18 protein-coding genes, 1 tRNA gene and 2 pseudogenes are annotated in these 26,182 nt (G+C 25.2%); 4 read left to right on the top strand and 17 right to left on the bottom strand.

The window, feature by feature from the left end:
• Positions 1-66 precede the first annotated feature (66 nt).
• The 4 genes and pseudogenes from priA to ICW73_02675 all read right to left on the bottom strand — a co-directional run bounded on the left by priA (position 67) and on the right by ICW73_02675 (position 7,859).
• Positions 67-2,240 (bottom strand): annotated as a pseudogene (gene priA / locus ICW73_02690) (primosomal protein N').
• A 24-nt stretch (positions 2,241-2,264) separates the two neighbouring features.
• A complete protein-coding gene (gene nth / locus ICW73_02685) occupies positions 2,265-2,900 on the bottom strand; it encodes an endonuclease III (protein QNS01853.1) in 636 nt (211 codons plus the stop codon).
• A 2,596-nt stretch (positions 2,901-5,496) separates the two neighbouring features.
• Entirely contained in the window at positions 5,497-5,658 is a 162-nt protein-coding gene (locus ICW73_02680) for a hypothetical protein (protein ID QNS01852.1), read from the bottom strand.
• A 1,559-nt stretch (positions 5,659-7,217) separates the two neighbouring features.
• Positions 7,218-7,859 carry a riboflavin synthase subunit alpha gene (locus ICW73_02675; GenBank protein ID QNS01851.1) on the bottom strand — a complete coding sequence of 214 codons (642 nt, stop codon included), beginning with the start codon at positions 7,857-7,859 and terminating at the stop codon, positions 7,218-7,220.
• A 300-nt stretch (positions 7,860-8,159) separates the two neighbouring features.
• Between ICW73_02675 and ICW73_02670 the strand changes: the two genes are divergently transcribed.
• Positions 8,160-8,233: transfer RNA gene (locus tag ICW73_02670), tRNA-Val, on the top strand.
• Between the two features lie 42 nt (positions 8,234-8,275).
• The gene (tilS, locus tag ICW73_02665) at positions 8,276-9,631 is read left to right on the top strand and encodes a tRNA lysidine(34) synthetase TilS (GenBank protein ID QNS01850.1); all 1,356 of its coding nucleotides are present in this window, start codon (positions 8,276-8,278) and stop codon (positions 9,629-9,631) included.
• A gap of 74 nt (positions 9,632-9,705) precedes the next feature.
• Here tilS and ICW73_02660 read toward each other — a convergent pair whose 3' ends face one another.
• The 12 genes and pseudogenes from ICW73_02660 to smrB form a co-directional block, all read right to left on the bottom strand.
• Positions 9,706-11,352: a methionine--tRNA ligase gene (locus tag ICW73_02660; protein ID QNS01849.1), complete on the bottom strand. Its 1,647-nt coding sequence runs from the start codon at positions 11,350-11,352 to the stop codon at positions 9,706-9,708.
• A 123-nt stretch (positions 11,353-11,475) separates the two neighbouring features.
• A pseudogene (dcd, locus tag ICW73_02655) lies at positions 11,476-12,056 on the bottom strand (dCTP deaminase).
• A 191-nt stretch (positions 12,057-12,247) separates the two neighbouring features.
• Entirely contained in the window at positions 12,248-13,657 is a 1,410-nt protein-coding gene (gene gndA / locus ICW73_02650) for an NADP-dependent phosphogluconate dehydrogenase (protein QNS01848.1), read from the bottom strand.
• Between the two features lie 358 nt (positions 13,658-14,015).
• Complete coding sequence (locus ICW73_02645; GenBank protein QNS01847.1) at positions 14,016-14,645, bottom strand: bifunctional phosphoribosyl-AMP cyclohydrolase/phosphoribosyl-ATP diphosphatase HisIE; 630 nt, start codon at positions 14,643-14,645, stop codon at positions 14,016-14,018.
• On the bottom strand, positions 14,639-15,415 hold the full coding sequence (gene hisF, locus ICW73_02640) for an imidazole glycerol phosphate synthase subunit HisF (GenBank protein ID QNS01846.1): 777 nt from the start codon (positions 15,413-15,415) through the stop codon (positions 14,639-14,641). Before hisF ends, ICW73_02645 begins: the two co-directional genes overlap by 7 nt.
• Positions 15,394-16,134 (bottom strand): 1-(5-phosphoribosyl)-5-[(5-phosphoribosylamino)methylideneamino]imidazole-4-carboxamide isomerase, encoded by a 741-nt coding sequence (gene hisA / locus ICW73_02635; protein QNS01845.1) that lies wholly within the window; start codon positions 16,132-16,134, stop codon positions 15,394-15,396. Before hisA ends, hisF begins: the two co-directional genes overlap by 22 nt.
• Positions 16,135-16,138: 4 nt before the next feature.
• Positions 16,139-16,735 (bottom strand): imidazole glycerol phosphate synthase subunit HisH, encoded by a 597-nt coding sequence (gene hisH, locus ICW73_02630; protein ID QNS01844.1) that lies wholly within the window; start codon positions 16,733-16,735, stop codon positions 16,139-16,141.
• Positions 16,732-17,799 carry a bifunctional histidinol-phosphatase/imidazoleglycerol-phosphate dehydratase HisB gene (hisB, locus tag ICW73_02625; GenBank protein ID QNS01843.1) on the bottom strand — a complete coding sequence of 356 codons (1,068 nt, stop codon included), beginning with the start codon at positions 17,797-17,799 and terminating at the stop codon, positions 16,732-16,734. The genes hisH and hisB overlap by 4 nt, the downstream gene beginning before the upstream one ends.
• Positions 17,800-17,826: 27 nt before the next feature.
• Complete coding sequence (hisC, locus tag ICW73_02620; protein QNS01842.1) at positions 17,827-18,897, bottom strand: histidinol-phosphate transaminase; 1,071 nt, start codon at positions 18,895-18,897, stop codon at positions 17,827-17,829.
• Positions 18,894-20,201 (bottom strand): histidinol dehydrogenase, encoded by a 1,308-nt coding sequence (hisD, locus tag ICW73_02615; GenBank protein ID QNS01841.1) that lies wholly within the window; start codon positions 20,199-20,201, stop codon positions 18,894-18,896. The genes hisC and hisD overlap by 4 nt, the downstream gene beginning before the upstream one ends.
• 9 nt (positions 20,202-20,210) lie before the next feature.
• A complete protein-coding gene (gene hisG, locus ICW73_02610; protein ID QNS01840.1) occupies positions 20,211-21,110 on the bottom strand; it encodes an ATP phosphoribosyltransferase in 900 nt (299 codons plus the stop codon).
• A gap of 371 nt (positions 21,111-21,481) precedes the next feature.
• Positions 21,482-22,024 carry an endonuclease SmrB gene (gene smrB / locus ICW73_02605; protein QNS01839.1) on the bottom strand — a complete coding sequence of 181 codons (543 nt, stop codon included), beginning with the start codon at positions 22,022-22,024 and terminating at the stop codon, positions 21,482-21,484.
• A gap of 221 nt (positions 22,025-22,245) precedes the next feature.
• On the opposite strand from smrB, the gene aroC reads away from it, so the two are divergent.
• Complete coding sequence (gene aroC, locus ICW73_02600) at positions 22,246-23,322, top strand: chorismate synthase (protein QNS01838.1); 1,077 nt, start codon at positions 22,246-22,248, stop codon at positions 23,320-23,322.
• Positions 23,323-23,847: 525 nt separating this feature from the next.
• Positions 23,848-24,732, top strand: coding sequence for a 4-hydroxy-tetrahydrodipicolinate synthase (dapA, locus tag ICW73_02595; protein ID QNS01837.1), 885 nt, complete (start codon positions 23,848-23,850; stop codon positions 24,730-24,732).
• A gap of 270 nt (positions 24,733-25,002) precedes the next feature.
• Here dapA and dapE read toward each other — a convergent pair whose 3' ends face one another.
• On the bottom strand, positions 25,003-26,130 hold the full coding sequence (gene dapE / locus ICW73_02590) for a succinyl-diaminopimelate desuccinylase (protein QNS01836.1): 1,128 nt from the start codon (positions 26,128-26,130) through the stop codon (positions 25,003-25,005).
• Positions 26,131-26,182: the final 52 nt, after the last annotated feature.

Raw genomic sequence — 26,182 nt, 5'->3', positions numbered from 1 at the left:
TTCTAATCTAATTTCAGCAGTCTTTCAACGAGCAAAGACACACTTATCATAATAAAAATATATATCTTAATAAGGATCAATATCTATAAACCAATTTACTGTTCTTGATATTTCAAAATAACGGATTATATTGATTGATTCATTTAACAAATTATTTAAGTCAACACGAGACGACGCTTGAATTAATAACTTAAAAAAAACGTGCTTTTTATCGTTCCATAAAAAACAAGGATGAGGACCAATTAATGAAATAAAAATATTGTTCTTTTTAGATTTTTTTTTCAAAATAGCACGCACCAAATTTAAAAAAATAATATTTTTATAAATATTTAAACTTTCAGAATAAAAAATGCTTTGCACTTGCCATGGAGGCAACAAAAACTTTTTTCTAATGAATAACATACTGCGTGCAAAAGAAAAATATCCATTATTACATAAATCTTTTAAATAGATGTTATTTGCATACGATGTTTGTATTAAAATTTTTAATGATTTTGTACTTTTTCTAAAAAACTGATTTAAATTAATATAAAATTGAGCAAAATATTCGATCGAACGAAAGTTAAAAGATGAAAAGTAATGATCAATATTAATTAAACTTACTAGCTTTACACAAGAAAAATTAAAATGTTTCACTAATTTTTCTGTTGAAAGAATAATACAAGATTTTGGTATTCTGGTTTTTAAAAGTTTTATATTATATATATCTTTTTGATTAAATAAAAATAATATTGATATATTAGAAAAAGTGTTGTGTATTGTATTTTTAATTTTTTTTATACCTATATCAGATATAATTAAATTCACAGATTTACAATGATGACAAAAAACTGGCAACTCGACTTTAATTAAGCAAAATTTACATAATAAAATATTACGATATACATTAACTTCATAATAATCACGACATATATAACATTTAGCCACCCATTGACATGTATTACATGTTAAAACTAAAAATGATATACTAAATTTATTAAATAATAATAAAACTTGGCACTCTTTTTTTAAACTGTGATGTACTTCGTTAATTAAAGTGTCAGTTAAACCCGATTGAATTCTTTCTCTCTTTAAATCAATAATATTATACTTTTTATAAAAAATACGATTATATGTAGTTAATTCAACATAAAAACATTTTTTTCTGAAGATATTATATAGTGTTTTTAATGACGGACTATCTGAATCTAAAATAATAGGTATTTTTTCTTTGTATGCTCTCAATATTCCTATATCTCTACTATTATACCTACATCGATTAGTACTTTTATAACTTAAACTATGCTCTTGATTAACAATAATTAAACCCAGTTTTAAAAAAGGTAAAAATATGCTTTTTTTAGTACCAATAACAATTGAATTTTTTCCATATTTTGTTCTCATCCAAATTTTCAAATATCGACTATTTGTTAGTTGTGAATGAACAACATCGATCACAACATGAAAACATTTCTTTAAAAAAATTAAAACAATATTCATATCTGGAATGTTGGGAACTAAAATTAAAACCTGCATACCTTGACATATTATGTTTTCAATTACACCTAAATAGAACTTTACTTTTAAGTAAACGGTTGTGTTAGTTAACAACCAACATGAAAACACATTTCTTTTTAATATATTTTTAATAAAAAACAAAATTTTTTCATTCAAAAAAATTTTTTTTTACTTTTAAAAACATGATTGTAAATATTACTTAACTTGTGGAAAATATCTATTGTATATAAATTTTTTATTTTCAATTCTCTAAACATAGAATTGGATAAATTTTGTTTTTTAAAATTCGAAGTTAGAATACGTTGTTTTCTGAAATATATTAAGGTGTGCAACTGTAATTTCGTATTTTTAAAATTAGATGAATTTACTTCTTTGTTTTTATCTGCGAGATACTGTCTTAAAATACATGTTTTTTTAATAACATAATTATCATATAATGATTTCGGTAATGCCAAAAAAAATATACAACCAATCGGACAATGATAATTTTTTACAATCCATATTAATAAATCTATCGTAATATCAGTATAAAGTGATTCTGTATCAACAACACATTTTACAAATTTTAAATTTAATTGATGTGAATTTAACGTTTGAAAAAATGAGATTATAACAGCTATTCTATTTTTATTTTTAAAAGGTACGATCACTCTTGATCCAATAATAGGTTTCATTGAATCTGGTAAAAAATATTTAAAATACTGACGGATGGGAATTGGAAAAACTACAGTTACAATAATCACAAATGTACCTATAAAAATCAAAAATTAAAAAACAATTTTCTTCTTAAATTCACAAAAATTATAAATTAAACATATGTTACATTTAATTTTGCGAGCAGTGCAAATATATCTACCATGCAAAACAAACCAAAAATGCACGCTTTTTTTAAATCTCGTTGGCACAACTCTAATTAATTTTTTTTCTACTTCTTTTACATTTTTTCCTTTAGCAAAGTTAGTACGATTAGCTACTCTAAAAACATGCGTATCAACTGCAATAGTATTGTGTTGAAACAATACATTTAAAATAATGTTGGCTGTTTTTCTCCCAACACCAGGTAAAGATTCTAATAAAAAACGAGTTTTTGGAATTTGACAATTATATTTTTTTAACAGTAACCATGATGTTTGAATAATATACCTCGCTTTCACATTATACAAACCTATACTTTTAATATAACTTTTTAATTTCTCAATACCTAATAAAAAAATACTTTTAGGTGTATTAGCGTTTTGAAATAAAATCCTAGTCACTTTATTTACTTGTTCATCAGTAGATTTTGCTGACAAAATTACAGATAATAGTAATTCGAAACCTGAAGAAAATAACAAATCTGTTGTAGGTTTAGGATTGTTCTTAAAAAATAAAGATAAAATTTTATAACGTATTTTTTTATTCATTATAGTATTACTTTATCGTATTTTTAGTCAAAAAATTGAATAAAACGTGAAAAATTATATGATATTTATATACAAAAGCAAGATTTTTCATCAGAATTATAACACATAATAATGAACCCATCTGGGGATAACATTATTAATATTATAATACAATGCTCATTGATTAATAGACATAAAAAAAGAATGCATTTTTACAAAAAATTTGGTTTGTGTCACAAAAAAATACGATTCCTAAAATTTTACGTATTAAACCTATGATAAAAATAGCAATTATTATTCTTCAGCCTAAAAAGATATTGCAGAAAAATAAATAATAAAACTAACAAATAGAAATAAATTCCATACACTCGTAAAACACAATTCACCCCCACACTTATTAATATAATACACAGTTACATGATCAGTACAAATGAAAATTATAAGCATGAATAAACGTTTCAATGCATATTTAAATTAAAAATGTTTGTAGTAATTTTGAATGTTTTAAAATAAACCTAATAAATGTATTAAAAAAAATTCTATTCGTAAAATTTGTTGTTCAAAAAAATTTAATGTTTGCATTTATCTCAATTTATAAAAAAATACTGGCGAAAATATAACCTTAATAAATATTGTTTATTCTTTTTATAATACATATTCGAATCAAAATTCTATTACTGCAAGCACTATAAATTAAACAATGTTACTTTCATATTTCCTAAATAAATATGCCGTTTTATAAAAATACAGATATATTAGTAATTTTTTTTATTTAATTAAAAATTGAGAGGTCAGTGTTCTTGTCAAAGTTCTAATATTTTCCTATTCGATCATACTATTTATATTAACAATTTCCCATTAAAAACTATTTTACCAATCATCTAATTAAAACTAAAAATATTTATTAGATACAGTATGTTCACAAATTTTTCTTACTTCTTTTTTATTTTTTAGTGACAACTATAAATTATAATTTTTTTTCCTGCTAACTAATTATCTTAAAAAGTGTAATTTAGTTTGAAAATTACCATATATATTTTACGTATAATTTGTTCTAATAAGTATTCTGTTTTTTAATTTATAATTTTTAGTTATGTTAGGTATACAATTACAAAAAGAATATATAAAAAAATATGCCAATTAAAAATATATTTTTTATATCTTTTCAGATATTTCGTATATTACGGACCATCATACTCTTTAACGATGATATATAAAAATTTATTATAAGACTCAAAATATTTGAAAAAATATAAAAAATCAATATAATTAAGTTAATAACTATATTTTTTAATACATAATCTAAAAAAATCAAACACTAAACTGAAACAGCCTTACTCGTATTAGTGCACATGATAATCACTGAACCTGAAATAATAAAAATACGTATATCACATAGATTTACAAAAAAATTAATGATATAAGATATAAAAACGCTTGAAAACATATATTATCAAAAATTAATAGAAAATACACAAAAATAATGTTTGATATAAAAAATAAAACGTCTACAACCACAATTAATGCTCATATATTTTTAACTTACTTTAAATAATATTGCATTATTTAATAAATATTGTTGTTACAATAAATCATCTTTTTAAAATTTCATATTACTTATAATTTTTTTTTAATATTTTCGTGTTTACAAGAGATCAAGATACAAACTTAAAATTAATATTATTTACATACTAATTTATATGATTAAAAACGTTTTTAATATAGTACTGTGTGTTTTAAAAAAAATAAAGAAAAAATTATTTTTAATCCAATGATTTATATCAACAAAAATAAAATTCTAATTAAAATAAAATCAATGTTAAAAAATTGACGAATCATCTTTAAAAAAATTAATATTGTTGCCACGTAATTTTAAAAAAACTATCTTTAACAACCATATAATTATTATCAGAAATAACATTTATATCATAAAAAATACCACCTCTATACAAACAACATGTAATAATACCTTAGATCTTCAAACAAAATTACTCAAATCATTATTTTTTAAAATTATATATATTGATCTTATCAGTACAATTTATATTCCACCTTAATATGTTTATAAAAGTGACTATAAACTGTTTTTTAAATATTTTTTACTTACTAATGTATTTAAAGCAATTAAAAAAACCAATAAAAAATTTTTTAGAAAATAATTCTAAAAATTTTTTATTGGTTTTTAGTTTTCAAAAATATGTTACCAAGAAAAATATAACCAAACAAATCGTGATATATATGTCACATTCAATATAATCTAAATTATGATATTTTTATATTGTATATGATATTTTTCTGTAATAAAATGCAGTTATTAATATAATTAAAAACATTCAAAACATGATTTCTAAAGGTAACAACCTCGAGTACTAAAATATTCAAAATATCACTATTTTTTTAAGCATTAAATTAATAAAAAAACTCATTTTTCCAATATAGAATTGTCTTTATTAGAGGCAATTTGTCGTACAAAATAACTAACTTTCCACATAAATATTTATATAAACATTTTATATAGATATGTGAAATATAAAAATATTTAATTAGAATTGTAATTCATGTCTAAAAACTTTCAGATGATTCATGTTTATTGTCTAGACAGATATAATACATTTTGCTAATGATTGACGATTAAAATAACATATTTTATATAATATGTTGCTGTAACGTTAAAGATAAAATATCGTGCAATGTCTACAGCATATTTTTTGAAATGTGTCTTGTCCAATTCAAAATCAAATAAATGTTTTACTACTACTTCTAGGATATTTGTTTTCATTAAATCAATCTTAAATAACAGCTAATTTTTTGATCAGTAAATAAATTTAGTTATTATTATTTTTTTGGTGTTCATAAATATTAGCTTAATGAATTTAATTGTATTCATACAAGATATTATTTCACATTCTATTAAAATATCATGTATATAATGATTAAATGACAAGTGATCTTCCTTAATGTTTAGACAATTCTCAAAAAATTAACAATCAATGCATACATTTCATTACGAATACTTAATAACAATTTTTTGAAAAATACAAATAACAATTTTACCAAGATCAAGTGTTTCAGATACATGAATAATGACACGTCTTATATACCATACCTAAAATAGACACATTAATAGTGTGGTTAACCATGAATAAAAACCAACAGTTTGTTTATCTCTTAAGCATTTTTATTATTTTTAAAAAATTAACAATTTTATATTATTTATTAATATTTTTTAATTTAATATAATCCGTTAAATAAATGATATGATAATGTTATAATCAGTACAAATTTTTGTAAAACTCACGTATATATAAAAATTCAGAATAGTATGATTACCGAATCTGCGATAATAACAGTATCATATTTTGAATATCCTGTATAATTATCTTAATCCATGCATATTTTATAATACAACATTTGATTATTTTAAAAAAATCAGTCTGATGCAATTTTACATTTATTATCTCTAAAATATTTAATACTATATCATGATCATCTAGAACATTTTATTAAAACTTTTATTCTATTCGATTATCTCTATAAAATATGTAAAAAATCCAAAAAAATTCAAATTTCAAACATTCATTTTAAGATAATAAATCATGAATAACTTCTATATCCGGATCTATTTTTTTATTTTAACTTATCAAGTAAAAAATTAAAATAGAGCTAAATATTAGTCACAAAACTGAAAATAAAAACAATTAGAATAAGAAAATCGTTATACTTAACACTCTCCCAAATCTGTAAATGTAAGATGTATTGCAAGAATAGTAATTAAAAATAATTCAATCGTTAAAAAAATGGAATATCAAACATTCTGTACACTTATATATACCTAAAAATATTATTAACACAATAAAAAATCTGATTTTCTACACTCAATTTATAAAATTATTGATTCTAAAAATGTGTGATTTAAATGTCAATTAACAAACAAAATGAAACACGCATCATTCATTACAAATTAAAAAAATAAATTTTAAAATATGATAAAAAATAAGATCTATTTTACATAAAATTATTTCTAAAAATTATATATTAAATAAAATCATTGCCGTATAAAATATTGTTTTTAAAACAATTATTACTATACAGAAATAAAAAAAAGCTTATACACCATAATAATATTAACAATGTAAACAACAATAAAAACAGTTAAAAAATTCATATAAAACTTCAGTCTCAATTTTTTTAGACAAACCTTAAAAAAAATAAAACATGTACAAAAATGTTAACTATAATAATAATGTTAATAAATATATCAATTACATAAAATTTTTATTTATTTTATTTTATAAAAATATCCTTGTTTATTAAATAAAAATACATATTATACAATAATTATTTTTTTAAAATTCCTGTATGTTTTTTTATAATATTTTGATTCATAATATATTGGACTGTATCTACAGTAGTACGAGTATAAAAATCAATCTCAATATTTACTAAATATCCATTTTTCTTATTTTTAATTGTCGTAGAAGATAAAGTTTGGGGTATTAAACAAACACAAAATTTATTTTTTGTTATATCATTAATTGTTAAACTAATACCATCAACACAAATAAAACCTTTAAAAAAAATATATTTCATCAACGACATGTCTTTTATTTCTAACCACAAAATATAATCATTATTCAATTGCAATACATTAAAAATTTCTGCTGTATTTGTTATATGACCAGAAATAATATGACCTCCAATTTCATCGCCGTATTTTACAGATCGTTCGATATTAATTTGATCACCAATACCTAACATTCCTAAATTAGTAATTTTTAATGTTTCTTGTAGAACGTCAAATTCTACATAAGGTACATTAATTTTTTTAACGGTTAAACAACATCCGTTATGAGCAACAGAATCTCCTACTTTTAAATTTTTATACAAATTTAATGAAAACTCAACAATATAACTATAAGTTTTTTTTGTCTTTTTAATAGATACAACTGTAGCAATGCCACTTACAATACCTGTAAACATGTAATTTCCTTTAATCAGGATAATGTAAAACACTATATTTTAAAGATTATATTATTAAAATGATAATGATTCAAAAAAAACATTGCATATTGCATCTAATTTAAAAAAAATCGTTTTATATACACAAATATTTTTAATTATATACCAAAAAATTTATAAAATTAAAACAATAATTGTAATTTCTTAATTTTTAAGAGCAACATTCCATATAATACATACATAAAATGTTTAAAAAAAGTTTGCATTTTTCAAGAAAAATGATATAAAATAAAATTTTAATAAATTTTTATTTTAACAATTACGTTCGTAACTCAAATGGTCAGAGTGCTACCATGACATGGTAGAAGTTAGTGGTTCAAATCCACTCGAACGTAATATGCGTTTTTTTATTTTTATCATTTGTAAAAATGTATATCATGGATTGCATTAATTCTACGCAAGAAATTATCATAAAATACAAAAATCAATCATTCTTAATAGCATATAGTGGCGGATTAGATTCTACGGTATTATTATACAATATGATACAAATAAAAAAAAATATACCCCACATTAAAATACGCGCTATTCATATTAATCATAATTTTAATAAACTTTCAAAAAAATGGATTATACATTGCAAAAAAACATGTATAAAACATCATGTCCCACTTATTCTTGCAGAAATTAATATTGATAAAAAAATAAAAAAACATACAAATAATATTGAAGAAAAACTCAGAATTCAACGATATAATATTATTTATAAACATTTGTTACCTAATGAAATATTATTAACTGGTCATCATATGAATGATCAATGTGAAACATTAATTTTATCCTTAAAACGCGGTAGTGGACCGACAGGATTATCTGGAATGTCGGATGAAACTAAATTCGGATACAACAAAAAAATCATTCGACCTTTTCTGAATATCACTAAAAAAGAACTAAAAAATTGGGCTTATCGTAATCATCTGAAATGGGTTGAAGATACAAATAATTTAAATACTGACCATGATCGCAATTTTATACGACATGAAATTATTCCAATATTAGAAAAAAGATGGCCTTTTTTTATCAAAACTTGTTTTCGTACATCTAAAATATGTCAACAAGAAAACATCGTAAAAAAAATTCTGTTGCATGAAAAGATACAATATTTTACTGAAATGCATAATTCATTAAGAATTCATCAATTCCAAAATATGAATAAAAACATGTGCACAGAATTAATAAGATATTGGTTATTTTTAAATAATATAAAAACTATATCCTACCAAAATATTCAAGTAATTTACAATCAAATGATCTGTAGCCGAATAGATGCTAATCCCAAAATCAAGCTAAAACAACATGAAATTAGGCGTTATAAAAAATCAATTTATCTAATAAAAAATAGGAAAAATCTTAAAAATACTATCTTGTTTTGGCACAATCAAAATATCCAGTTAACTCTTCCAAATAATTTAGGATGTTTAACAAAAAATAATTACGGGATGATTCTACCAAAACCACAAAAAAACGAAATAATTAACATTCGATTTCAACTAGAAGGTAAAATTCTCATTTTTGGAAAATCAAACAGACAAAAAGTTAAAAAGGTTTGGCAAGAAAATCATATTCCTCCTTGGGAGAGGAATCAAGTTCCACTATTATTTTATGATAATTGTTTTATTAGTGCGCTAGGTATATTTGTAATTCAAACGAACAAAAAATATAAAAGTATTTGGCATATATCTTGGAGTGATAATTTAAATTCAACATATACTAAAAAATTTGTATTTTCATAAAAAACCAATAAACTTTACAATACTTATTTAAAAATGTTAAATAATTACAAGTTTTATGAAATCTCTGCAATAACTTATTCATAAAAATCAAATAATCCTGAAACATTCTCTAAATTAATTCTACGATATAATATGCTAAATTTTTTTATTTTATGTGATAATAAGGGCACACTAATATCATCCCAATTTAAACGAATATTTAAAAAATCTTCTACTTTTATTGATAAATTCGGCAAAATCGGTTTTAAAAAAATCATGATTACTCTAAATAAATTAATACCTGTTGTAACAATCATATGTACATCTGTAATTTTTCTATTTTGTTTTTTAACTAACAACCATGGTTTTTTTTGATTGATATATTGATTTGCTATATCTAATAGTTTCATTGATTCACGAATAATAAAACTGTATTCGCGATTTTCAAAATAGGATTCTATTTTTTCTTTAGAATTAGAAAAATTTTGATATAATTCAATATTATTTAAATTATCAGACAAATAACCGTTAAAATATTTATGAATAAAACTAGCACTTCTCAAAGCTAAATTAATCAATTTGTTTACAATATCACTGTTTATCTTTTGAATAAAATCTTCTAACTTAATATCAATATCATCGATGTTATTAGATATTTTACTTGAAAAATAATAACGTAAGCTATCTGAATCAAAATGTTTCATCCAATCACGAGCTGTAATTAAATAACCACGCGACTTAGATAATTTCAATCCATTTATTGTAAGATATCCATGCACAAAAACACCATTTGGTTTTCGAAAAGACATAGATTCTAACATCGCTGGCCAAAACAAAGTATGAAAATAAATTATATCTTTCCCTATAAAATGATATAATTCATAATCTGATTTTTCATTCCAAAGATCATCAAATTTTAATTTTTTACTTTTCGCACAGAGATTTTTAAAGGCACTGATGTAACCAATTGGCGCGTCTAACCAAACGTAAAAATATTTATTAGGGAAATTCGGTATTTTAAAACCAAAATACGGTTCATCGCGAGAAATACACCAATGTTTTAAACCACTTATTAACCATTCTTCTGTTTTTTTAATTATTGCACTTTGTAAAGTGCTAGAGTTTACCCAGTTTATTAACATATGTTTAAAAATAGGTAGATTAAAAAATAAATGTTCTGTATTTTTTAAAATTGGTGTTGTTTTTGAAATAATAGAAACAGGATCAATTAAATCTGTCGGTTCATAAGTTGCTCCACATATTTCGCAATTGTCACCATATTGTTTGTTTGATTGACACATCGGACATGTTCCACTTATAAACCGGTCTGGTAAAAACATCTTTTTAACATCGTCATAAAACTGAACAATTGTTTTTTTTTCAAGTAGTTTTTTTTTCTTAAAACAAGAAAAAAATTTCCTTAATAAAAACAAATTTTCTTTACTATGTGTGGAATGATAATTATCATAGGAAATATTAAAATTTAAAAAATCTTCACGATGTTCAATTTGCATTTCTCTAATTAGCTTATTAGGTGATATTCCTAACTTTTTAGATTTTAACATAATCGCTGTTCCATGTGCATCATCAGCAGAGACAAACCAAACTTCATGACCCCGCATTCGCTGATAACGCACCCAAATATCAGCTTGAATGTGTTCAAACATATGACCAATATGAATTGATCCATTTGCATAAGGTAAAGCGCAAGTAACTAAAATTTTTCTAAATATGTCTGGCATGTTAATTTTAAATTAATAAATGAAATGTATTATACATAAAAATAAATATTGTAAACTGTTTTTTAACATTATATGAAAACATTATGTATAAAATGTATAAAGTACATGTTTTCAATAATATTGTTATTCTTTACTCATTCGACTTGGCACAAATTCAAATTGCATTTTATATTTTGCTTCATTGACGAAAGCAATATGGATGCAAAACAGATCTCATAAGCATCTCAAATCTCAAAGCAGCAATTTTGATTTTAGGTCGTAATATTAAAATAAATTTTCCTACATTAAACATTTCTAATACGATATTACCTGTCCATCCAGGATCAATTCTATGTGTTGTCACATGAATCATTAATCCAAGTCGATCTAAGAAGAACAACCATCTAACCAACCAACTAAATTATTTAAAAGTAGCATATACTCACACGTAGAAGATAATACTAACATACCTGGTCGCAAAAAAAAATGGTTTCTGATGTAAAATCAATATTTCCTCACTCATAATTTTTTCGTTAATGCAACAATATCCTGTTTTGAATGATTTAAATCAATAGAAGATGCAGCATGATTGTAAAATATTCGAAACTTATTACTTAAATGTATATCAATTGTAACACCTTTAATACATTTTTTTTAGGATATAGTGTAATAATCAAGTTTTTTAATTTTAACCAATCTGAAATATCTTTAGCACGCAAACGCATTGTATTTTCCATTTTTATAATAAAAATATTTTTACAAAAATCGTTTTTAGAAATATTCAACATATCTAAAGAAATATATGAATAACAGAATTTTTAAAATCTCTTTTTCTATAATATAATTTTTTCTATAAACACACGTATATAAAATTGAAAATTAAAAAATATATATGCCTAAAAGTATCAATTTAATATTATTTTTTTTGAGACCAAAATGTATGAAAGTAACCATCCCTATCTATTCTTTTATAAGTATGTGATCCAAAATAATCTCTTTGTGCTTGAATTAAATTTGCTGGTAAAAGTGTTGCACGATAACTATCATAATATGATATAGCAGAAGAAAAAGCAGGAACTGCTAGACCGCATTTAGTTGCACAAATAACAACATTACGCAAAGATGATTCATATATATTAGCTATTTTTGAAAAATATGCAGTTAATAACAAATTAATAACATTACTACTAGAACATTCTGCAGCAATTTTATCTAAGAAATCTGCACGAATAATACATCCCGCTCGAAAAATTTTAGCAATGTTGCTATATTTTAAATTCCAAGAATATCTCTCTGATGCTGCTCTTAATTGCGAAAAACCTTGCGCATAAGAAATAATTTTTCCTAAATATAAAGCACGTCGCACTTCTTCAATAAAACTGTTTTTTTCTTGATCAATTTTTTTTAATTTCGGACCGGTTAAAATTTTAGACGCAAGAACACGTTGTGTTTTAAGACAAGATAAATATCGTAAAAATACAGATTCGGTAATAAGAGATAAAGGTTCGCGTAATTCTAAAGCATTTTGACTAATCCACTTACCTGTACCTTTATCTTCTGCTGTATCTAAAATCTTATCTATTAGATAAGATTTATGATCATCTTTCATAGAAAGTATATCTTTGGTAATATCAATAAGATAACTATTTAATTCGCCTTGATTCCATGTAAAAAATACATCCGATAACTCTTTGTTATTTAAATTTAATAAATTCTTTAGTATAAAATACGATTCGCTTATTAATTGCATATCACCATATTCAATACCGTTATGTATCATTTTTACATAATGACCTGAACCATTAGGCCCAATATAACTTACACAAGGTTCATTATTAAATTTTGCAGATATCTTGTTTAACATTTCAGAAATTAAATTATACGCTTTTATATCTCCTCCAGGCATAATAGACGGACCATGCAGTGCACCAAACTCACCACCAGATACACCCATACCAATAAAATGAATATCACGTTTTGACAATATATCATGTCTACGAATAGTATCCTGATAAAAGGTATTACCTCCATCAATTAAAATGTCCTGTTTTCCTAAATAAGGCAAGATAGAATTAATCGTTTCATCTGTAGCCTTACCTGACTTTACCATTAATAAAATACATCTGGGTTTTTCTAAGGAGTTTACAAATTCCTTAACAGAAAAATACGGAAAAAGACGTTTACCAACGTTATTTTGAATTACTTCTGTCGTAACAGAATCTGTTCTATTATATATAGATACAGTATAATTTTTACTTTCTATATTTAAAGCTAAATTACGACCCATCACTGACATTCCAACAACGCCAACTTGTTGTTTTAACATAGTTTTTTCCATTTTAATATATTAATAAAAAAACAAAATCATATCTTGATAAATTTATATTATAGATAATTTAATTAAATATATATAATATTTAAACATATTTAATATTTTTTATGTTGCAAATTACCGATAAATATTTTTATAAAAATTACTAATTATTATGTTACAAAAAACTACGTAAAATATTTTTTTTCAATTTTAAAAACTATACAAATCTAATTAAATGAATCTATCGCTTGTAAAATAGATCAAAATAAAATTATTATACATGATTAACTTTTAAAATTTTATTAACATAATAAACATTTAAAAAATGTTAAAAATGAATAATATTACTATTAAAATAAATGAAAATTAATTATAAAACTGATTGTGTATTTAAGTGTCTATTTTTCAAATTCTCCATAATAGTATGCAAATTTATCTTTTGATCATGTAATAAAATAATTAAATGATAAACTAAATCTGAACATTCATTAATTAATTCCTTTTTATCTTCTTTAAATACAGATAATATTGTTTCTACTGCTTCTTCACCTACTTTCTGTGCAATACGCGCTGTACCAGAATTATATAGATTATACGTATATGACAAATTATTTTTCATGTTTATCTTTTCAGCGATTATTGTTTCTAATTCAAATAAAAATGTTGAATGTTCGTAACTTAAAAAAAAACAACTATCGCTATCTAAATGACATGTTTTACCTATTGCGATAACTAAAATTAATAATGTATCATAATCGCAATCTGTAGTAATATTTACAACTTTTAAATAATTTCCAGATGTTTCTCCTTTCTTCCATAAACGTTTTTTAGTACGTGAATAAAATGTAACCATGCCTTCTTTTCGCGTCTGAAAAAAAGCTGGTTTATTCATATATCCGTGCATTAAAATTTTGTTTGAATAATAACTCTGTATTATTACCGGCAACATACCATTCGTTTTATCCCAATTTAACTTTAATATTTGTGTATCATTTAACATATCCTGATTTCTAATCCTTTCTTAAGTAAAAATTGTTTTAAACCGTGTATACTAATTATTTTTTTATGAAATACAGAAGCAGCTAAAACACCATCTACATTCGCCTCAGATAATACGTCATAAAAATGTGTCATATCACCAGCTCCGCCAGATGCAATTAAGGGTACTTTACATATTTTTCTGATATTTTTAAGATGGTTTAAATCATATCCTGTTTGTAATCCATCTCGATTCATAACATTTACAACAATTTCTCCTGCACCATGTTTTTGAATCAACTTAATCCAATCAGATGTTATCCAATCGGTTTGATACGTACGATTAACATCGCCAGTATACTGATGTACCATATAACATTTTTTTGACTCATTAAAACAAGAATCAACACCAACTACAGTACATTGTACACCAAAACATTCAGAAATATCAGTTATTAAATTAGGGTTTTTTAATGCTGCAGAATTAATAGAAATTTTATCTGCTCCACAAGATAAAATATTTCTTGCATCATCTACGCTTTGAATACCACCAGCAACACAAAATGGAATATTAATAACTTTAGCAACTGATTCGACCCATCTTCTATCAACTAATGTATTTTGCGTTGCCGCTTTTATATCATAAAAAACTAATTCATCTACACCTTCATCTGCATAACGTTTTGCTAACGGTACAATACTACCTATAATTCTATGATTTTTAAATTGAATCCCTTTAACCACCAATCCATGACTTACATCAAGACATGCTATAATTCGTTTCGATAACATTGCAATGCCTCTTCTATTGTAAATCGTCTTTCCAATAAACTACGACCAATAATAATATTTTGAACACCCACACGTACTAAAGATTTAATATCTTCTAAAGTTCCAATTCCACCTGATGCCTGAAACTCTATTAATTTAAAATATTGAACTAATTCATGATATAATTTAACATCTGGACCAGATAATGTGCCATCCTTAGATATATCAGTACACAATACATGTTTTAAACCAAACGGTAAAAAATATCGAATCACATCCTCTAAAAGAAGATCAGTTGATTTTTTCCAACCATGTATAAATATTTTTTTATTATTATTTTGATCAATTTTTATATCTAATGCAAATACTATAGCATCACTACCATACACTTTTAACCATTTCACTACTTCTTCTTTATTTTGTATAATAGATGAACCAATAACTACTCTTTTAATTCCCATTTTTAAAAAAATATCTATATCTTTAGCATGTCTAATCCCACCACCTATCTGTATTGGAATAGAGCTATAAGACAATATTTTTTTAAATACTTCTAATTGTTTATTATTAGTGTTTTTTGCTCCATTTAAATCAACCAAATGTACAAATTGAACTCCTTGTTTTTGATAATCATCTAAATAATTGCATAAATTAATATCATAGTGTTTTTTACAAGAAAAATTACCTTGATACAAACGAACAATGTTATTATCAAGTATATCGAAAGCAGGAATAATCATAACGTTATATCTCTAAAAAATTCTGTAATAATTGTGAACCTGCATTTCCAGATTTTTCTGGATGAAATTGCACACCAAAAAAATTGTCTTTTTGTATTGCAGAACTAAAAAAAGAAGATCCATATTGTGTTACAGATAATGTAAATTGATTTATGGGAATAGCATAACTATGCACAAAATAAAATCTGGTGTTATTTTCAATATTCACGAATAATGGATGATATGTATCAAATACAATTCGATTCCAACCAATATGCGGTAATGGTAAATTATCAGTTTTCAAAAGAGATGCAGCAGAATCTATTACTCCAATAGTTTTTACTCCGTTACATTCTTCACTAAACTGACACAAAAGCTGCATTCCAAGACATATTCCTAAAACAGGTTGTGTACAAGATCTGAAAAAATCAAGAATATTATTCTCTGATAATTTGCGCATCACAGCAGAAGCTGTACCTACACCTGGAAAAAAAATTTTTTTTGATTTCATTAATATTTTATTTTCAGAAGTGATTATTGGATGATAATTTAATCGCTCAATTGCTATTTTAATAGATTGAAGATTAGCGCATCCAGTGTCTAAAATTGCTATGTCTGTCATAAAATGCCTTTTGATGTTGGTAATACGTTTCCTTCTAATTTTATAGACTGACGTAATGCCCGACCAAATACTTTAAACAAACTTTCAGCACAATGATGATCATTTTTACCTTTTGCACGTAAATGTAATGTAATTTTCATAGAATAACAAAGGGAATAAAAAAAATGTTCAATCATATTTGTGTTCATATCTCCAATCATTTTATAATGAAAGTTAGATAAAAACCTTAAGTATGGGCGATTTGATATATCTATAATACAGTGCGCATAGCTTTCGTCCATAGGAAGAGTAAAACCATATCTACATAATCCGTATTTATCTCCTAACGCTTTCAATAATACTTTTCCCAAAACTATTCCTGTGTCTTCTATTGTATGATGATCATCAATTTGTAAATCACCTTGAGCAAAAATATTCAAACAAATTCCACTGTGTACTGCTATTTGTTCTAACATATGATCAAAAAAATTTATCCCAGTATGAATTTTGCTAGAATTATTTAAATCTAAGTAGGCTTTAATATGTACGTTCGTTTCTTTTGTTATTCTAATAATTTCTGCGTATCGATTTCTAGAAACGATTTTTTTCTCAATTTTTATCCAATCACATGCATCATCTTTATATTGAATACCTGTTAATTTTAATTTTTCGGCCATTTTCATATCAGTAATACGATCACCGATAACATAACTTCGTTCTCGATCTATTATCGAATCCTGAATCCATGGTTCTAACATTTTAATATTAGGTTTGCGACATAAGCAATTGTCATTTTTAACATGAGGACAAATCAATATATCATCAAATATTATCGATTCAGAACGAAAAATATTTAACATAAAATCATGAACTAAATTAAATTTTTTCCAAGGAAATGATGATGAGCCTAATCCATCTTGATTAGTTACCATGATTAACTTATATTTTAAAAATATTAAATTTCGTAATGACGAAATTACGTGCTTTTTAAAAATTAATTTATTTATGTCATCTATTTGAAAAGTATCTTGTGGTTCATCAATTAACGTGCCATCTCGATCAATAAATAATATTTTATGTTTCACATGTTCTCCGTTAAAAATATAACTTTTTTAACATAACTTTTTCAATTCTTGAACCAATTTTCTACATTCTGAACGCGCTCCAATTGTTATTCTAATACACTCATGCAAATGTGTTTTATTACTCTGATTGCGCAAAATTATACCATCTTTCCATAATGATTTAAAAATTTTCACACATGAAAAAAACTGTACTAATATATAATTAGCATGACTATTAAATACTTTTTTAACACATGAAATATGTTTTAATTGATCACTTAACCAAATACGATTAGAAGTTAAATGTAGTACTCTATTTTTCATGAAATTAATATGATCAATCTGTAAAGCTTGTGTAGCTATATCAGCTGCAGGAGCAGATATAGGATATGGACCAATAACCTTTTTTAAAGTATCAATTATTTCTTTTTGAGCTAAAACAAATCCACATCTTATTCCAGCTAAAGCAAATGCTTTAGACAATGTACGAAGAATAACTAAATTAGGATGTGTTTTCAAAAAAAATGACATACTTATTTCTGGAAAAAATTCAATATAGGCTTCATCTATTACAACTAATGATTTGTTAATTGTCATATTTAACAAATTAATTAAATCATTTTGTGATATAGTACTTCCGGTAGGGTTGTTTGGATTGCAAATGTATACTAATTTAACATTATCTAAATTTAACTGAATACTTAATAAATCCAATTGCCAAGTATCTTTAATAGTTGGGATCTCTTTGATTTTCACATCGGCGATCTCCGAATTTACACGATACATATCATACGTTGGTGGACAATAAATAATTGCATCATTTTTCGGTTCACAAAATGCTTTTATTAATAGTTCAATACCTTCGTCAGCACCTCTTGTAACTAACACTTGCTCAAAAAATACATTTGCATATTTCGCATAAGTTGATATTAATTCATAAGGTTGACATTCCGGATACCTGTTAAATGATTTATTTTTTAATTCAAATAATACAGGAATAGGACACTCATTAGCATCTAAAAATATTTCACCGTATTTTCCTCGAATGCGACGTGCAGATTGATATGGCATCAATTTTTTTATGTTCAATCGATCTAACTGAATATTATGACTTTTCATTTAATTTTCTCTAAAAAATCTACTCTAATTCGTACAGCATTTTTATGCGCTTCAAGCTTTTCGGAAGAAGATAAAACTTGAATAGTATTTGATAATTTTATTAAACCTTGTGGAGTTAATTCTTGCACTAATACACGTTTTTGAAAATCTGCTATTCCTAAAGCAGAAACGGAAATTGATTTTCCATAAGTAGGCAAAACATGATTAGTACCTGACGCGTAATCACCTGCTGATTCAGGCGACCATAACCCTAAAAAAATCGAGCTTGCATTTAAAATACTATCTAATATATCACGCGGTTTTATTGTTTGAATCATAAGATGTTCAGGTGAATATATATTTGATATATCAATACATTGACGCAAATCTTTAGCAATAATAATAGCACTATTACTTAATGAATTTAAAATTTCTGATAATCTAAATAATTTCAACAGTTGTTTGTTAAGAGACACAATGACTTTTTGTGCTAACTGAATGCACGGAGTTACAAGTATTACTTGAGAAGATGAATCATGTTCTGCTTGAGATAATAAATCAGCAGCAATAAAATCAGGATTGGCACTATCATCTGCGATAATCAACAATTCTGAAGGACCTGCTAACATGTCTATTTCTGGACCATTGAACATTGAACTGACTTGCAATTTAGATTCTGTTACATAAGCATTTCCAGGACCAAAAATTTTATCTACTTTTGGAATGGTTTTAGTACCACAAGCAAGAGATGCTATTGCTTGAGCACCGCCAATTTGAAAAATTTTATCAACACCACAAATATGTGCTGTGTAAAGAATTTCGTCGCTAACTGGAGGAGGTGAACACAGTACAATATTTTTGCAACCAGCTATTTTTGCAGGAATCGCAAGCATCAACACTGTTGAAAAAAGAGGAGCAGTTCCATTCGGAATATAAATACCTATAGTATTTAACGGTAAATAAATTTGTTGGCAGCGAACACCAGTTTCTATTTCGAGATTAATTTCATTTAACAACTGAGCTTTATGAAAACAAGTAATATTTTTTTTTGCTGATAAAATTGCATTTTTTAATTCAGAATTAATGCTTTCAGAAGATAAAATAATTTTTTTCCGAGGTATTTCAAATTCTTTAACAATAAATTTTTCAAATAATTTTGTGTATTGTCTTAAAGCTTGATCGCCATTTTTTTTAACATTTTCAATAATTTCTTTAACAATTTTTTTAATTTTTTTATTTTTTTTTATAAACGGTCGTGCTAAAATTTTATTTTTTTCATCAATGTTAATATCGTTCCAAAAAACTACATTATCAAAGTACTTCATGTTTTATGTTCACTCCATCATTTTTTCAATAGGTAAAACTAAAATAGAACTTGCGCCTAAAAGTTTCAGTTTTTCCATTGTTTCCCAAAATAATGTTTCACTACTAACCATATGCATTGCTACACGATTATCATCACCGGCTAATTTTAAAATAGTCGGTCTTTCTGCACCATGTAATAAAGATATAACTTCTTGTAACTTATTAACAGGAGCATGCAACATAATATATTTTGATTCGCGTGCCTTGATTACACCTGTAATCCGTGTTAGTAATTTATTAATTACTTCTCTTTTTTTTAAATCAATATTACCAGTTTTGCATATAAGACATGCATGCGAACGAAATACCACTTTTACTTCACGTAGACCATTTTCTTCTAACGTCGCTCCTGTAGAAACTAAATCACAAATAGCATCAGCTAAACCAGCCCTAGGCGCAACCTCTACTGAGCCATTCAACATACATGGTTTAAAAAAAACATTTTTAGATTGTAGATATTTTTTTAATAAATGCGGATAAGAAGTTGCAATTCTTATGTTTTGGAAACATTCTATACTAGAAAAAACTCTATTTGTCGGTAAAGCAAGTGACAATCTACAAATACCAAAATCAAGACGTCTTAATGTAACATAAGAACATTCTATTTTTTGTGATATTCGACTTAATAATTCTTCTTCTAGAACGTTTTCTCCAACTATACCTAAATCTACCACACCATCCATAACCAAGCCGGGAATATCGTCATCACGCACTAACATAACATCAATAGGCATGTTTTCAGAAAATGCAATTAATTTTCTTTGACTTAAATTAATTTTGATGCCACAACACGTAAGTAATTTTATAGAATCGCTACTTAAACGTCCATTTTTTTGAAGTGCTATACGCACACGATTACTATCTAACATGTCAAATATTCCTTAAAATATTTTATAACCAACAACAGTAAAACCATGATTTTTCTTTTTTTAAAAAATTTAATTACATATTAATTTTTAAAAATACAAAACTAATATATTTAGTAAAAAAATTACATACAATTTATCAAGATAATATTCATAAAAATATAAAAAATTTTAAAATAATATTTTTGAAAAAATTTGTAAAATATAAAATGACAAACACCAATTAAAAAACAATCATTTTTTACATTAAAAAAGAACCATTTCAAAATTACAAAAAAATCAAAATAAAATTTTAAAAAATTTTATTTTAAAAAATTGTCTAATCAGTTCCAAATTAAAAAAATAAAACTGATAATGTAATTAAAAACATGGTCTTAACTTTTTATATGGGAATGAATTTCGATAATGACCATAATAGCAGCATCATTGCCAAATGCTTTCGGTGCTTGATGTAAAGCTATAATATCTGGATGCTGAGACAGCCAAAATGGAGTTTGTGTTTTTAAAATGTTTTGTCCATACCCATGCATAATATGCGCACAAAACAATTTTTCTTTTTGACAAATTACAATCAACTTAGCTAATTCTTTTTTTGCTTGATACTGATTCAATCCATGTAAATCAAGAAAAATATCTGGACTATACCTTCCTTTTTTCAAGTTTTTTAATATTTTATACGCATGTTGATTACGAATATAAGATACTGGATCATTTGTTAACGAATTATTTTCGTTTTTTTGAGAAAAATAATAACTGTGAGCATCTTGTTCTAAAAGAATTCGATTAGATATAATACTGTTTTCTTTTTTATCAATACGAGCATGAAAAATAGTATCCTGTACTATCTCACGCGTATTATTTAACCATTGACGAAACAAAGCATCTTTGCGTACAGAATACCGGCGATTTTTTCTCATAAGTATATGCTACCGAACAATTAAATACTTAAAAACATAATTTTTTATTATTAACATATTTTTATTAAGTATATAATTTAGTTTTTGTAAAAACAACAAATAAAAAATTTACCACTATATAAATAAAAATATTAATAATACAGTATAAATATATTATAAAATACTTAAATTCTATTAAAAATATTGTTTTCATGAACTTTAAAATATAAAAAGGATTAAATATGTCTGGCAATAAAATTGGTAAAATATTTTCTATTACTACGTTTGGTGAATCACACGGTAAATCATTAGGTTGCATAGTTGATGGAGTACCACCTGGTATCAAGTTATCTTCTGAAGATTTTCAATATGATTTAGATCGAAGAAAACCTGGTACTTCTCGTTATACTACAGCACGACGCGAATCAGATAAAATACATATTTTATCTGGTGTTTTTGAGGGAATTACAACAGGTACTAGCATTGGTTTAATTATTAATAATGCTGACCAACGCTCAAAAGATTATAAAAATATTAAAAATCTATTTAGACCTGGTCATGCAGATTATACTTATGAAAAAAAATATGGAATTCGAGACTATAGAGGAGGTGGAAGATCTTCAGCACGTGAAACCGTTATGCGCGTAGCAGCCGGTGCTATTGCTAAGAAATATCTTAAAATGCAACATAAAACTACAATTCGAGCATATTTATCAGCAATGGGTAATATTAAGTGTTCTTTTCAATCTTGGGATATAGTCGAAAAAAATTCATTCTTTTGCCCGAATATTGACAAAATTCCAGAATTAGAAAAACTTATTAAAAATCTAAAACGAAATGGTGATTCTATCGGTGCAGAAATTACAATAATTGCTGAAAATGTACCTGTTGGATTAGGAGAACCTGTTTTTGATCGTCTTGACGCTGATTTAGCACATGCATTAATAAGCATTAACGCTGCAAAGGGCGTAGAAATAGGAGATGGATTTTCAGTAATTCAACAAACTGGAAGCATTAATCGCGACGAAATGAATAGCACAGGATTTATGAGTAATCATGCTGGAGGAATTTTAGGAGGTATTAGTAACGGTGAAAAAATTGTATTAAAAGTGGCTTTTAAACCAACGTCAAGCATTAAAAAACTAGGACAAACAGTAAATAAAAACAACGAGAATACAAATATATCTATTACAGGTAGACATGATCCTTGTGTCGGAATTCGTGCAGTGCCAATTACTGAAGCAATGGTTGCCATTGTTTTAATGGATCATTTATTAAGATTTAGAGCGCAATGTGGTAAAAAAAATAATACATTTTAAATATAATATTACTAAAAACATTGTAAAACCTAAAAGTTTTAAAAAAATATTTATATTTTAAATTGCGTAAAATTAAGACAATATTATACTATTTTAATTATATCAACATCTAAATATATTTAAAAAAGCATCTAAAGATGATCATTTTTTACGAAATTAATAAAATATTTTAAAATAATAATAGCTATTTTAAACACGTTAACTAATATATAACGTATCGCAACATAATTAACATTAATCAAAATATTATTTTCTTATTAACGTATTAAAATTAATAATAATTAATCTTCTTGTTTACAAAAAAATATATAAATTATATAAAAACGTTAAAATGTCCAGAACATTAATAAAAACATAAGTATTTTATAACAACTAATTTTAACATTTTACAATATTATTATTTCTAACTGATTATACATAATTAACATAAACAATAAATGTTTATTAATTTAAATAAAATCAATATACATTTTTTAGATATATCGAATACATCATGAAGTAAATTTTGTATAGGAAAAAGATAAAATGTTTGCAGGAAATATTGTCGCATTAATTACACCTATGAATGAAAAAGGTGAAATTTGTCATTCTAGCTTAAAAAAACTAATAAATTATCATGTACTAAATAAAACCAAGGCTATTGTATCAATCGGAACAACTGGTGAATCAGCTACACTTAGTCAAGAAGAGCATATTGATGTTGTTATGCTTACCATAAAATTAGCAAACAATCGAATCCCAATCATTGCAGGAACTGGAGCAAACGCTACATCAGAAGCAATTTCTTTAACAAAAAAATTTGAAAAATCAGGAATTGCAGCATGTCTTTCAGTAACACCTTATTATAACAAACCTACCCAAGAAGGATTGTATCAACACTTTAAAGCAATTTCAAAAAATACTAAATTACCACAAATATTGTACAACGTACCTAGTCGTACTGGTTGTGATTTATTGCCAGAAACAATCGCGCGACTAGCTCGATTTAAAAACATAGTAGGTATTAAGGAAGCAACTGGAGATTTATCTCGGATTCACAAAATAAAACAATTAGTTAAAAAGAATTTTTTTTTAATTAGCGGAGATGACGCAACTGCCTTAGACTTTATGCAACTAGGGGGACAAGGTGTAATATCGGTTACTGCTAATATTGCAGCACAAGAAATGAGAGAACTATGTCAACATGCATTAAAAGGCGACTTTGCCTCTGCAAGATCCATTAATCAAAGATTAACAAAGCTACATGAATCTTTGTTCATAGAACCCAATCCAATTCCAGTAAAATGGTTAGCTAAAAAAATAGGTTTAATAAAACACGATACATTACGTTTACCAATGACAAAAATTTTAAATAGTACACGTGTCAAACTTAAGCAAGCAATGAAACACGCCAATCTACAAATATTATAACAACAAATTAAAATCAACATACTATTTAAATTATTTAAAATTTCCCTGTATGCAAGTTAATATTCAATTATTTTATAAAAAATCATGCTTTACTTTGTAAAAGTAAAATTTTTTATTTTATAAAATTATAGATGTTTAATTAATTATTTCAAGAATAACTGTTTTTTTAAAACAAGGAAAACATCATGTTTTGATGCAGATTATTTTATAATATTCTGCATCGAAAAAATATTTTAAACAACTATATATTAAAATATAATTAGTAAAATATTAAAGCATTAAGTTTTTTATAATATCTTCATAAATCAAACTTAACATTTTTAAATCAGATATTTTCGCACATTCATTTACTTTATGAATAGTCTTATTAGTTAAACCTAATTCTACAATCTCAGGACCCATTAAAGAAATAAAGCGACCATCAGATGTACCACCACCAGTAGATAAATTAGGTTTTATTCGATTAAGGTTTATAATCGATTGAATTACAGTATTTATTAACACGCCAGGTTGAGTAATAAAGGGTTGTCCCGAAAGAAACCATTTTATATCATACTTTATATGACTATTATCCAATATGTTTTTGACTTTGTCTTTAATTTTTATATCAGTAATTTCAGTGCTAAATCGAATATTAAATTGAATTGATAACACGTTAGGAATAATATTGTTTTTTCCAGTCCCGCCATGAATATTTGAAATATTTATACTAGTTGGAGAAAAATAAGTATTACCATGATCAAATTTTATAGATAATAACTTTTTTATGATCGAACAACCTGTATGTATCGGATTGCTTGCTAATTCAGGATACGCAATATGTCCTTGTATTCCATATAATTTTAATAATGCATTGATAGATCCACGCCTACCATTTTTTATGGTATCACCAATTTTTAAAGTACTAGACGGTTCACCAATTAAGCAATAATTAATATTTTCTCTTTTTGACATTAAATATTCTACAATTTTTGCGGTTCCATCAATTGCCGTATCTTCTTCGTCAGAAGTAATCAAAAACGATAAACGACCTTTATGGTTAGGATGTTTTTTTATAAATCGCTCAACTGCAACAACCATAGATGCTAATGCACCTTTCATGTCTGCAACACCGCGACCAAACAAAATACCATCACAAATCACTGGATCAAACGGATCAGTATTCCAACAATCACTTGCGCCAGATGGAACAACATCAGTATGACCTGCAAATGCCAATGTTTTTCCAGTTCCTCGATACGCCCAAAAATTTCTTGTATTATTGACATTAATTGTTTTTATTTGAAAACCAATATTACGCAGACGTTTTATTATAATATCTTGACAACCTAAATCCTGTGGGCTAATAGAAGGAATACGAATTAATTGTTGTGTTAATTGAATGACTGCACAAGACATACAATGTTCCTATTAATAATTTTGTAACTGTACATGCTTGAATATAAAATAC

This window comes from Buchnera aphidicola (Pentalonia nigronervosa) (assembly GCA_014622685.1).
GTDB classification, from domain to species: Bacteria; Pseudomonadota; Gammaproteobacteria; order Enterobacterales; family Enterobacteriaceae; genus Buchnera; species Buchnera aphidicola_BD.
Note: the sequence above shows the minus strand (reverse complement) of the source record. Positions and strands in the feature narration are given on the sequence as shown.